Here is a 12,341-nt window from a genome sequence, read left to right as displayed (position 1 = left end):
CAGATGGTGGTGTCACTACTTGGTCTTGGACAGCGCATCACCTGAGGTCGGAGGATCGAGTGCAGATTGCTCTACCGCTCGTCTCCCGAAAACTGTCCCCCGAACGATCACAAGGTTGAACATGAGCTCCCGAACACTCGTCGAAGCACGCGAATCTGCAACGGACGCGAGGTTCTTCGACGCGCTCGCAGAGATCGTCGGCGAAGCGCATGTTCTCACCGATCCAGAGCTGATCGAGGGTTACACACGGGACTGGACGGGACGTTGGATCGGTGACGCAATAGCTGTGGTCCGTCCGGCCGACACCGCCGAAGTGTCCGCCGTCGTCACGACCTGCTTCGAGGCCGGGATTCCCATCACCCCACAAGGTGGAAATACCGGACTTGTCGGTGGCGGAATACCATCGGCTGGATCAGTGGTGCTGAGCACCAGGCGTTTGGATTCGATCGAGACCGTCGACCCCATCGGCCGGACAATCGCGGCCGGTGCGGGCGTGACCGTCGCTCGCGCCGACCTGGCGGCCTCCGCACATGGCCTCCGATTCGGAATCGATTTGGCATCAAAGGAATCCGCGACCCTCGGCGGCATCGTCGCAACCAACGCCGGTGGTACCCGCATGGTCCGATACGGAAATACACGGGCACAGATACTCGGGATCGAGGCAGTACTTGCCGATGGTTCCGTACTGAGTAGATGGACTCCACTCGTCAAAGACAATGTCGGATACGACATCCCAGGGCTTCTTGCGGGCAGTGAGGGAACGCTCGCGATTGTCACCAAGGTCCTGATGAAGTTGGTCACCCCGGCGACCGACACCCAGGTCGTGCTCGCGGGTGTGCGCGACGTCGATCAAGCGCTGCAGCTGTGTAATCGAGTGCGCCAGAGCGGGTTGACCGTCGAAGCCGCCGAAATCATGACCGATGACGGCATCTCCCTCGTCTGCGCACACACCGATGCCCGTCGCCCGTTCGGCACACCGTCACCGATGTACACCCTGATCGAGGTGTCATCGCCGCGCGAGACGGAAGAGTCACTCCTCGAAGTTCTCTCCGCCTCTGCCGATCTCATCGAGGACGCGACAGTCGAGCCTGGCCCCGCTCGAAAACTGTGGACTCTGCGAGAAAGCCATACCGAAAGCATCAGCGCTTCATCGACGACTCCGGTGGTCAAACTCGACATCTCCGTCCCCTTGTCCGTGATGGGCATGTTCATCGAGAGCCTCCGCGAAGTACTCACCGAACGATTCGTCCATGTGCGTCCAATGTTGTTCGGACACTTCGCCGACGGGAATATCCATGTGAATCTTCTTGACGCCGAACCGAGCATCGCCCACGAACTGACCGATACGGTCTTCGAACTCGTCTCCGCCCATCACGGAAGTATCAGCGCCGAGCACGGGATCGGTCGCGCGAAGTCACCGTGGATAGCGCTGGGGCGCACGGAAACCGACATCGCCGCCATGAAGCTGATCAAATCGTCCTGGGATCCGCGTGGAATCCTCAATCCTGGAATACTGTTGCCCGAAACGGTCGGGTAACGAAAGGGGTCTCGTGCAGGATCTTTACGTCGTCACTCATCCTCATGCCGAACACACAGCACAGGACATCGTCGGAGGTTGGCACAATTCGGTTCTCACGCCCGCCGGCAGGCGCGATGCAGAGTTGATCGCCGAAGAGTTGAAACGTCGACGCACAGGAACTTCGCGCCCGATCCGCATCACCTCTTCCGACCTCGAACGGTGCGCCGAGACATCCGCGATCATCGCCCGGACGCTCGATGTTCCGGCGACAACAGACTCTCGATTGCGCGAAATCAGCTTCGGAGAAGCCGAAGGGCGCCCGAACTCGTGGCTGACCCAGCGGCAGGTTCCGGCTCCTGACAACAACCGCCTCGATCACCGTGGCCCCGTTGCCGGTGCCGAAACCCGCCGCGACATCGCATCAAGGGTCGGCGAGTGCATTCGCGAACTGATGACCGAACTCGATCACGATCACATCGTCGTAACACACGGATTCGCACACACATTCGTCGTCTCCGCTTGGCTGCAGATCCCCGTCGAAGCCACAGGGTTTGCGACCTTCGCGACCACGCCCGGGGCCATCACACATCTCCAACACGACGACTACTGGCGCAATCGAACTCTCGCGCAACTAGCCGATACGACGCACTTGGCCTGTGGCACGATGGCCTGATGCGCCATGTTTCCGACGACGAACGCCGTGCACGCATAGGAGTACGTCATGCGCTGGCGCCTTCGTTCCGCGTCGATTCTCCGGAAGCTGCAACGCGGGCGATGACGGTACTGCACGCCACCGAATCAGCGACTGTCTATCTGTCTTGCTGGGCGAGGGTTCGGTCATTGGACGCCGCCGACGTCGACAACGCGTTGTACGACCAACGCAGTCTCGTGAAGCAATTGGCAATGCGCCGCACGCTCTTCACCTTTCCCCGAGACTTGCTGCCGGCCGCGTGGTCGAGTGCGTCCGCCCGCGTCGCGAACACCGAGCGCGCACGAATGGCCAAGGATGTCGTCAAGGCCGGAATCGCCGTCGACGGCAACGACTGGCTCGATCGCGCGCGGGCGGAGGTTCTGACACTGCTCACCGATGCCCCTGAAGGCCTTTCTGCACTCGAGGTCCGTCAGGCAGTACCGATGATCGACGTCAAGGTCGAGGGTTCGGCAGGCGAAATCTGGTCGGCACCCAGGGTTCTCACGCACCTCGGGGCGACCGCAGACATCATGCGCGGCGCCAACACCGCCCGATTCCCCGTCTCACGCCCACTGTGGACTCTCACTCGACACTGGCTCGACGACGCCCCCATCGATCTCGAATCTGCAGACGGATACCGAGAAATAGTCCGACGCTGGCTCCACTCCTTCGGACCGGGGACGGAAGACGACATCGTCTGGTGGCTGGGCTCGACCAAGACGGTCGTCCGGGCAGCCCTCGCCGAACTCGAAGCCGTTGCAGTCTCACTCGACGGTGGCGACACCGGCTGGTTACTACCGGATGACGTCGCCACGGTGTGTGATCCAGGTCCTTGGGCGGCACTCCTACCGGTGCTCGACCCGACGATCATGGGGTGGAAGAACCGTGACTTCTATCTCGGCCCGCACCGCAACCAACTCTTCGACACCCGCGGTAATGCCGGCACCACAGCTTGGGTCGACGGTCGTGTCGTGGGCTGCTGGATCCAAGACGCCGCCGGAGTGGTCCACGTTCGAGTACTCGAATCCGTGTCCGCCGATGCGCAACGGTCGCTCGACGCCGAGGCAGTTCGTCTGACCGAGTGGCTGGGTGGCGTCAAGATCGGCACCGGTTATGTCTCACAGGCCATGAAAAATCTGCCGGTCGTCTAGGAAATCGGCTGAGCGACAACCACTATCGCTCAGCCGCTCCCATCGTTATCACTGCGGAATGGGTGCATCTTCCGGAGGCAGCAAGTGAGTGCATGTCTGCGCACCGGCCGCACGCGCTGCTCGCTCCGCCGGATAGCCACCCGCGAGTTCCTCACGGGGAGTGCTGTCGAGCGCGAGCAGGGTGTCACCCATGACCAGCGTCTGCTGATGCATACGTTCGAAGTCGATCGCGTCGGCGCCGAACGACGGAGCCCACAGCGACCAGGGACCGGAGATTCCTCCGATGGTCGGAATCAGGCGATTATGGAAGCTCGTGCCGAGGCCTCCGAAGCTGCAGAACACGGGAACTCGGGCAGGCTGCGGCCGGTCGAAGCCCCGCAGAACTGCCGTCCGGTCGAGCGGATGAGACTTGACCGCTGCCACCAATGCGGCGACCAGTGACGAACTTTCACTTCCGGCGAACCACGAGTACGGCTCACCGACCCCGGTGAATTCAAGCCTCTGGCCGGGTCCATCTGTGCGATCGACAGGCAGAATCTCCCGCGTACCCATGTGCTCGACAGAGAAGTCGAAGGCGACGGATCCGCTGTCGTATTCCTTGTCCAGCTCCGTCGCGTACCGATCTGTTCCCTCTCGAGACATATGCAGATGTGCACTGGCAAAGACGAACTCGTAGGTACGTGGACGGCATTCGAGTGGCAGACGCGAAAGATACTGTGCGAGTGCCAGAACCGCAGCACTGCCGTTCTCCTGCACCCAGGTTGCGCCGTCGGTGTGGGTGTTGATCACAATTCTTTCCTGGCTCTGCCCGGGAATCGTGGCGATCAGATTTCGAGTGGGAGCCGTGTCGACGTCCGCGAGAACAGAGATCTTCGCCTCGGTTCCGGATTCCGCCAACTGCTTGAGTCGGACAGCTTCGTCGACGCCTGCCCATACCGCGGGCACGGTGAAGTGTGTGCCGGTGTGAGGATCGAAGTAGCCTTGAATCTGTTCTGCAGGAACGTTCCACGCGAGAATGAGCCCGGCCGCACCCGCGAGTCCTGCTGCCAATGGATCCGTTTCGAGCGCCGCAGTGAACGGCCGTTCGTAGTTACCCGCCAGCGGGAAGTCGGGAGTCATGTAATGCGAGAAAGCAGCAAAAGTCGCATACGGCACTGCTGGGCTCTGGACATCGCGAATCACGATGCGACCCTTCGAGTTCTCCGGCGTGATCGCGGTTCCAGGTGGAAGATAGACCAGTGGAGCCGTCCGGCCTTCCTCGCCCGTGGGCAGTGAGTACGGGACCGCGCCTGCTGTCCGTAGTACTTCCGGTGCAGCATCCGGCTGTAATACAGCCAGCTTGCCGGCAGCCACCAGGTCGCGGCCAGGACCATCTGACGCCAACGGTGACGGCTGCCAGCGCTTGATCTGATAGTCGTCCGAATCAATCGCGACGCCAGGTAGTGCACGCATGCTGTCTTCGACCCAGTCGATCATGCTCTCGTGCTCAGCGCTTGCCGTCGATCGGAGGCCGAAGCCTGCAATCTTTGCATTGAGGTCACGCAGATCGTCAGCCGTGGCGAATGATGCCGGATCGATCGACTCGGGACATCCCGCAACAGGACCCGTCGAGCCGAGAGAGCCCACGGAACCGGTTGAACCAGTGAATGGTTCCGCGTTCGCTTGAGCGAGGCTCGAGATTGCGAGCAGTGCGGAAGCCGCGATTGCGGGTATCACGCGACGAAGGATCATGAAGGAATCTCTCTGTTCGAACTATAAAAGTTACAGACGTTTCTTTTATACAGGTTCGTATGACGCAAGTCACGCAGAACTTGTTCGGGACGTGCCCTTCAGGCACTTCTCGGCCAGCCAGGCTCAGTTCGACACGGCGGAAAGCATGGCCTCGATCCACACGCCAGCCTCGGCCGACAGGGCTACGATCGACCCCTTCTCCGGCTCGTCGAGCGCATCGGATGCAAGCTGCCGAATGGCATACACCGCTCCGACATAAGCGCTCAGCGGGACTCGCGGATTGCCCGGCGCTCGCTCACGCTCCGCTTTCAGCACTTCGGACATCCCGACCAGTGCAGCTCTTCGTTGCACGCGCGCGCGTCGCCCGAGAGCATCCATCTCTACTTGAAATGCCCGAGCCACAACGGGATCTGCGTTCAGCGCAGTCAGATAACCCTCGACGATATCAGCGATGGCGTGGCGGTCCCAAGCAAAGGAACCGACCGGAAAGATCCCGCGAATACGAGTGAGCAGAACTTCGATGAACCTGCCGTACGCAGCAAAGACGCACGCATCCTTGTCAGGAAAACATTCATAGAACGCGGCCGGCGAAATTCTTGCCCGCTTGGCGATCTGACGCACACCGACGCCCTGATAACCCGAGTCCGCCATCAGTTCCGTCGTGGCGATCATCAGCCGCTCGCGCTGCGCAGTCAGTACGTCATCCCTGCTCAGTTCATGCCGACCTCGCGGCAGATCCGGCGGCGTAGTGAAGAACACGCCCTCGGTGATCCTCGCCGTCACCACCCCCACCTCTCACCGCCGCATTCTCGAGTTGATCAAAGCGAGAGTAGCCAACGGAAACCAGCGGCGAACGAGAGGCCGGTCCGAGAACCGACCATCGACAAGTGTACGAAACGTACAGTACACTTCGTCAGTCAGTGATTGACCGATCTAGGAGGTTCCATGGAGGGTCAAGCAGTTCGTGAATACGGTGCGTTCATCAACGGAGCGTTCCGAGCCATGGGCACATCCACATTCGAGGCCCGTAACGCCGCTTCCGGCGCTCTACTCGCCACACTGTCTCGGTGCGGGCCCACAGAGATCGACGACGCGGTCGAAGCCGCCAGGCGGGCATTTCCTGCATGGGCGAACCTGACCGCTGAAGAACGATCCGCCAAAATCTTGCAGTTTGCCGCGCTCGTGGAGGATCGGGCCGAAGAGCTTGCCCAGCTCGAATGTATGGATACCGGGCGCCATATCAGGGAGATGCGCGAGGACTATCGAGCCGCCGTCTCACACCTGCGATACTTTGCGTCAATCTCGCTGGCCCACCATGGCTTCGGCCGCGAGTTGGCATCGGGATACCTGGTCGCGAAGCGAGTGCCATTGGGCGTATGTGGACAGATCATTCCCTGGAACGATCCCGTGGTAATGACGGCGTTCAAGATTGCACCTGCTCTCGCTGCGGGAAACACAGTGGTCCTCAAACCTGATGAAAATGCTTGCGTTTCCGTCATGGAGCTGGCCAGGATCGCCGCCGACGTGTTTCCCGCAGGCGTTTTCAATGTCGTCCCTGGCCTTGGCGAGGAAGCCGGCGCAGCCCTGATAGACCATCCGAAGGTCAGCAAACTCGCTTTCACCGGAAGCACCGAAGTCGGCCGACTCGTGGCACACGCCGCAGCCTCACGGCTGATCTCGACCACACTCGAACTCGGCGGCAAGAGTCCCAGCATCGTGTTTCCTGATATCGAGGACATCGATGCAGTGGTCGCCGATGCCACCGCAGGTGTCCTCATGTGCAACGGCCAATCCTGCTTGGCCGGAACACGTCTCTTCATCCACGAGGATATCTATGACACCTTCGTGGAAAAACTCGTCGCAGGATTCCGATCATTGCGAGTCGGGCCGCCACTGAACGAGGACACCGAACTGAGCGGATTGATCCACCAGGAACACGCCGAACGTGTGATCTCCATGATCAAATCCGGGATCGACGAAGGCGCACAACTACTTACAGGTGGAGATCTGGTAGAAGTGCCGGGATTCGAAGCCGGAAACTTCGTCGCGCCGACGATTCTCGAGGTCACCAACTCGATGCGAATCGCACAGGACGAAATATTCGGACCTGTCCTGTGCGTCCTCAGATGGAACAACTACGAGCACGTGATCGCAGAAGCCAATGACACTCCGTACGGTCTCGCTGCTGGGATCTATACCTCCAACCTGAAGAACGCGATGGAAACCGCGGATCGTCTTGATGCGGGCTGCGTCTGGATCAATCAGTACTTCAATCTGGGAGGCGGCATCCCCTTCGGGGGATTCAAGGAAAGCGGTCTGGGGCGAGAGTTCTGCCTCGAGACGCTCAACGAATACACCCAACTCAAATCCATCACTGTCGCCACGTCGACGCCCACGACAAACCAAGGAAGCACAAATTGAAAATCTCGGGAAATACCATCTTCATTGCCGGCGGAACTTCCGGTATCGGCCTCGCACTTGCAGTGGGATTGCAGAACGAGGGGAACAAGGTAATCGTCGGAGGGCGTCGATCCGCTCTGCTGCAAGAGATCTCGGACAAGTACCCGGGCATCAGCACGGTCGTTATCGACGTGGACGACCCGAAATCCATTCGAACGGCGCATGAATCCGTCACCGAGGCATTTCCCGATCTGAACGTCCTCGTGACGATGTCGGGAATCATGTACCCGGAAGACTTGAAGAACCCGGACTTCCTCGACGTCGCCGAGAGAACCGTCACGACAAACCTTCTCGGAACAATTCGCTTGGCCGGCCAGTTCATCCCGCATCTGATGACGAAGCCCAATGCCACCATCATCACCGTCTCATCCGCCGTCGGCTTCGTCCCGCTGCCCGTCACGCCCACGTACAACGCGACAAAGGCGGCGGTTCATCTCTTCACCGAGAGCATGCGCGTACAACTCGCCGATACCTCGATCCAGTGCATCGAACTCATCCCACCAGGAGTCCGCACCACGCTGATGGGTCAGGAGAACTCGGAATCAGCTCTGCCACTTGATGACTACATTGCCGAGACCATCGGCCTACTGAAGGCGCACGACGACGCCACGGAAATCGTGGTCGACGCCGCCAAGCCGCTTCGCAATGCCGAGATCAACGGTGAGTACCAGCTAGTACTGAAGATGCTCAGCTGACACCCGAGTGTTGAGGCACATCGCAGTGCGGGGAGGGCAATTCGCCCTCCCCTTCGCTGCGGATTCTCAACGGAGAACCCGTTTATGCACCACTGCGGAGTCCACGAACTGCGTGATCGATGATCGAGCGCACAGTGTTGTCATCGATACCCGCGTGCCCGACCAACATCCGGTAGATCAACGGCCCGAAGAACAGATCGATCGCTTCCTCGGTGTCGATGTCTTCGCGAAAGTAGCCGGAATCCACACACCGCCGAATCAGTGCGGCGAAACCCCGACGACGTTCGTCGAGGAAGAAAGTGCGGAAGTATGCCGCCGTCGTCGGATCGTTGGCACACGCGCCGACAAGTTCGGCAAAGATCGACCCGAGTGGACCTCGGTAGAACTTTCCGATGTCACCTAGATAGTCGTTCAAATCGGCTTGCGCACTATCGGTCTCGGGAAATGTCAGATGACGAGCCATGAGCACGCCGAATGCTTCAGCAGCGATAGCTTGCCGCGACGGCCAGTGCCGATACAGAGTCACCTTGCTGACACCGGATTGTTCGGAGATCGCATCGATGGTCGCGGCCTTCATTCCACCGGATTTCAGAAGAGCTTCTGCTGATCTAAGGGCCTTCTCGTGGGCCGCCTCACTACGTGCACCGCTCGGAGGAGTCAGCAATCCCGTCTCGGCATCACCCGATCCCCGAAACACGCCGTCGTCGGGAGCGCGCTTACCCATGTCCACTCCTTAGTCCTTCAAGACCTTGCAGCACAGAGCATTTCCCGGCATCGGAGGACCCGGCACAGCCCAAGGCAGCAACTTGTCGCGATAGCTACTAGTCGTATCGTACACATGGCGCCCTGGACCGAATCAGCATGGTCACAACAACAAGCCCAATCTGATTGCGTCCGCGCATGATTCAAACAACCAGCGCAAGCCTCTCGTTTATTACTCAAAAGTAAGATAGCGTGTGGTCGTCATCACACCAGCCCGTCAAGTACCGAGAGACATACGAAACCGAAGGGTCGATCGTGGCATCGAGGATTCTCTTTCAGGGAGCGGTGGCGCTGACAGCCATTGCACTCACAGGCATCACAGCACCTACTGTCGCCGCGCAACCGTCGGCGGATTCCTTCTATCAGTACGACGGTTCGGCACCGCTGTCGTCGTATCAGCCTGGGGCCGTTCTCAAAACGAGGACCTTGCCCTATCACGTCGTCAACATTCCGACCCCGTTGCAAGCCGTGCAGGTGTTGTACCGGTCGACCGACGCTCTCGGCCGGCCGTCTGCGAATGTCACATCGATTCTTCGACCACCCAATGCCCAGCCGGACAAAGTTGTCTCGTTCCAGTCGGCCTACGATTCGCTGAACCCGGAAGACGGTCCGTCACGAGCTGTTGCGGGGGACACCCCGATCGGCAGCCTGACCGCCAGCGGACGGAACGTCGCCTTCGGCGGGACTCTCGCTTCCGGCGAAGCTGCCATGTTCGGTCCCCTACTGGCACTGGGCTACACCGTCGTCATTCCCGACACCGAAGGGCCGAACGCAGACTTCGCGGCGGGACCCGAATACGGAATGATGACTCTCGACTCTCTTCGCGCCGCCCGTAACACTCCCGAGACAGGTATTGCCGACTCAGCCGAGATCGGCCTGATGGGATACTCGGGCGGAGCAATCGCCACCAGCTGGGCGTCCATCCTCGCTCCGGACTACGCCCCGGACATCAACGAGGACCTGATCGGCGCCGCCCAGGGTGGACTGTTGGTCAACCCGGCGAACAACCTCCGGTACGCAAACGGAAGCATCGGCTGGGCAGGCGTTGTCGGGATGGCAGTCGTCGGACTTGCCCGTGCCTACGACATAGATTTCGATCCGTATCTCGGCGATCGCGGACGCGAACTCCTACCTCGCATCGAGGATGCCTCGATCGGGAACGTCATCCTGCAGTACCCGGGGGTGACCTGGCAGGACCTTGCCAAACCAGAGTATGCGAACCCCAACTCGGTGCCCGAGTACGTCGACGTCGCCAACAAAATCAACATGGGCAACGCGCCGATACCCACCATCCCTATGTTCATCGCTCAAGCCGCAAACGGAGCCCTCGAGGGCACCCAGCCAGGTGGACCCGGCGTCGGCCCTGGCGACGGAGTCATGGTTGCCGGGGACGTCCGCACACTCGCCACTCGTTATTGCGACGCAGGTTTGTCGATCCAGTACGACCAGTACGACACCATCAGTCACGTTCCCGGTGGCGCGCTTTGGCTCCCCGGCGCCATCACCTGGCTCAACGACCGTTTCAACGGGAATCCGGCGCCGAACAACTGCTCGAACATCGCACCGGGCAATTCACTGGCGCCGGAAGAACACGCGGCGAGTTGAAGTATCCAACCGCCGGGTCAGATCCCGATGGCGAGATCGTCGATGTCTGCGAGCGTGCCGCCGTTTTCGAGGATGCTCGTGTAGTTCCGAAGTCTGTTCTGATCTATCTCGGTAGTGCTGACCCCGCGCTTCCAGTACCCGAAGACAACTACATCGTCCTTCGCCAGGCCGACTGTCTTACGGAAATGCGCTCGAATGGCTCGCATCTCGTCCCGTTCCCCGGCACCCCACACCGCGTAGTCTCCTGGGTTCTCGAGCTCGAGGGCATACTCGGCAAGGCGATCCTCGACATGATGCAATTCGAGGCCGGGGATCACGGGCAGTTCCGCGAAAGCCTCGGCGTCACCGGTGGCGACCCAACCGACACCGGTCACACCCTCGGGCCACTGAAGCAGAATCGAATAGAGGGCAGGTATCGCAGTGTCGTCGGCAAACAGTGCGACGCGGCGACCAGCGATCTCGGGAACGAGGAAGTGCGGGCGAGGGCCGGTGAGCGAGAACGTGTCACCCACACGACGGTCGTCGGCCCACCGCATCATCGGGCTGGTGTGACCGTGCAGCACGACGTCGAAGGTCATCGAACCGCTCGACGCATCGAAGGTGCGCACCGTGTAGACACGCGAGACGTCGTCGTACTGCGGGCCCAACTGGATGCGGAATGCGACGTTGGGACGCAACCAATTCGGGTCGTCCGCCGACGAAGTCAGCTGGGCGGTGATGCGCAAGATGCTCTCGGTCGGACGTTCGACGCTTTCGACGACGGCAACCACGTCGTTGAGACCGCGGTCGTGATCTTCGCCGCGTGGCGCCTTTGCCGACGCAGAGGTTTCAGTTTCTTCAGGTCGAGATGCGGTAGTCATTGATATCTCCTGATCGATGGTTCAGTTGTGGACGGGTAGCTGGCTGGCAGGTCTTCGATCACGCGGAACAACAAGTGGCCGTCCGGTTTCGGGGTCTTCGAGGACCAGAGCCTCGAGGTCGAACACTTCACGCAGCAACTCAGGGGTGAAGACGTCCGAGGCACTGCCCTGCATGACGATTTTTCCGGACCGCATGGCAACTACGTGCGTGGCATATCGAGCCGCGAGGTTCAGGTCGTGCAGGACCGCGACCAACGTTCGACCAGACTGGTGCAGTTGGGAACACAGGTCGAGAACCTCGATCTGGTGGGCGATGTCGAGAAAGGTGGTCGGTTCGTCGAGCAACAACACCGGGGTGCGCTGCGCGAGTGTCATGGCGATCCATACCCGCTGCCGTTGTCCACCGCTCAGTTCGTCCACCAATTGATCTGCTGCATCGCGCATTCCGACCTCAGTGAGCGCTTCGGCGACAACACGCTCGTCTTCGGGTGACCATTGGCGCAGCATGCTCTGGTACGGGTATCGGCCGCGAGCCACGAGGTCTGCCACGGTGATCGCTCCGGGTGAGAGCGGAGACTGCGGCAGCAGAGCGATGCGCCGAGCCACTACCTTGGTGCGATAGGACCGAATGTCGTTACCGTCGAGCAGAACCCGACCCGATCGCGGCGCGAGCATTCTGCCGAGCGCACGCAACAACGTCGACTTGCCGCACCCGTTCGGCCCGACGACCACGGTGAAACCGCCGTCGGGGATCTCGAGACTCAACTCATCCACGATGGTTCGATCGGCGTACCGGAGCTCGATCTTCTCGGCCTGTAGCCGCGATACCGGAGTAGCTGTAGTCATGAATCTCTTTCGTAGCAAGGT

General features: G+C 60.5%; 11 protein-coding genes. 6 read left to right on the top strand and 5 right to left on the bottom strand.

The features are described from left to right. The first annotated feature begins 121 nt into the window (after positions 1-121). Genes R4P70_RS01195 through R4P70_RS01185 form a run of 3 tightly spaced genes read left to right on the top strand, consistent with a single transcriptional unit; the run spans position 122 to position 3,361 of the window. The gene (locus R4P70_RS01195) at positions 122-1,537 is read left to right on the top strand and encodes an FAD-binding oxidoreductase (RefSeq protein ID WP_172933152.1); all 1,416 of its coding nucleotides are present in this window, start codon (positions 122-124) and stop codon (positions 1,535-1,537) included. Between the two features lie 13 nt (positions 1,538-1,550). Further along, entirely contained in the window at positions 1,551-2,192 is a 642-nt protein-coding gene (locus tag R4P70_RS01190) for a histidine phosphatase family protein (protein ID WP_172933151.1), read from the top strand. Further along, positions 2,192-3,361 carry a winged helix DNA-binding domain-containing protein gene (locus R4P70_RS01185; protein ID WP_317830256.1) on the top strand — a complete coding sequence of 390 codons (1,170 nt, stop codon included), beginning with the start codon at positions 2,192-2,194 and terminating at the stop codon, positions 3,359-3,361. The genes R4P70_RS01190 and R4P70_RS01185 overlap by 1 nt, the downstream gene beginning before the upstream one ends. 48 nt (positions 3,362-3,409) lie before the next feature. Here the strand turns inward: R4P70_RS01185 and R4P70_RS01180 are convergent, their stop codons facing one another. Together R4P70_RS01180 and R4P70_RS01175 are read right to left on the bottom strand one after the other, a co-directional pair. Beyond that, positions 3,410-5,092, bottom strand: a complete 1,683-nt coding sequence (locus R4P70_RS01180) for a hypothetical protein (protein ID WP_172933149.1) — start codon at positions 5,090-5,092, stop codon at positions 3,410-3,412. A gap of 123 nt (positions 5,093-5,215) precedes the next feature. Then, complete coding sequence (locus R4P70_RS01175) at positions 5,216-5,875, bottom strand: TetR/AcrR family transcriptional regulator (RefSeq protein WP_133727338.1); 660 nt, start codon at positions 5,873-5,875, stop codon at positions 5,216-5,218. Positions 5,876-6,037: 162 nt separating this feature from the next. Between R4P70_RS01175 and R4P70_RS01170 the strand changes: the two genes are divergently transcribed. Together R4P70_RS01170 and R4P70_RS01165 are read left to right on the top strand one after the other, a co-directional pair. Next, positions 6,038-7,513, top strand: coding sequence for an aldehyde dehydrogenase family protein (locus R4P70_RS01170; protein ID WP_172933148.1), 1,476 nt, complete (start codon positions 6,038-6,040; stop codon positions 7,511-7,513). Further along, the gene (locus R4P70_RS01165) at positions 7,510-8,247 is read left to right on the top strand and encodes an SDR family oxidoreductase (RefSeq protein ID WP_172933147.1); all 738 of its coding nucleotides are present in this window, start codon (positions 7,510-7,512) and stop codon (positions 8,245-8,247) included. Before R4P70_RS01170 ends, R4P70_RS01165 begins: the two co-directional genes overlap by 4 nt. Positions 8,248-8,329: 82 nt before the next feature. On the opposite strand, the gene R4P70_RS01160 is transcribed toward R4P70_RS01165, so the two are convergent. Further along, positions 8,330-8,971, bottom strand: a complete 642-nt coding sequence (locus R4P70_RS01160; RefSeq protein ID WP_021333298.1) for a TetR/AcrR family transcriptional regulator — start codon at positions 8,969-8,971, stop codon at positions 8,330-8,332. Positions 8,972-9,264: 293 nt separating this feature from the next. Here R4P70_RS01160 and R4P70_RS01155 point away from each other — a divergent pair, with 293 nt between their 5' ends. Then, positions 9,265-10,614, top strand: coding sequence for a lipase family protein (locus R4P70_RS01155; RefSeq protein ID WP_092765722.1), 1,350 nt, complete (start codon positions 9,265-9,267; stop codon positions 10,612-10,614). Between the two features lie 17 nt (positions 10,615-10,631). On the opposite strand, the gene R4P70_RS01150 is transcribed toward R4P70_RS01155, so the two are convergent. Continuing rightward, the gene (locus R4P70_RS01150) at positions 10,632-11,474 is read right to left on the bottom strand and encodes a siderophore-interacting protein (protein WP_317830255.1); all 843 of its coding nucleotides are present in this window, start codon (positions 11,472-11,474) and stop codon (positions 10,632-10,634) included. A 21-nt stretch (positions 11,475-11,495) separates the two neighbouring features. After that, on the bottom strand, positions 11,496-12,320 hold the full coding sequence (locus R4P70_RS01145; RefSeq protein ID WP_317830254.1) for an ABC transporter ATP-binding protein: 825 nt from the start codon (positions 12,318-12,320) through the stop codon (positions 11,496-11,498). Positions 12,321-12,341 lie beyond the last annotated feature (21 nt).

It is taken from the genome of Rhodococcus sp. IEGM 1241 (genome assembly GCF_033142365.1).
Taxonomy (GTDB): Bacteria; Actinomycetota; Actinomycetes; order Mycobacteriales; family Mycobacteriaceae; genus Rhodococcus_F; species Rhodococcus_F erythropolis.
This window is presented reverse-complemented; position numbering and strand designations above follow the sequence as displayed.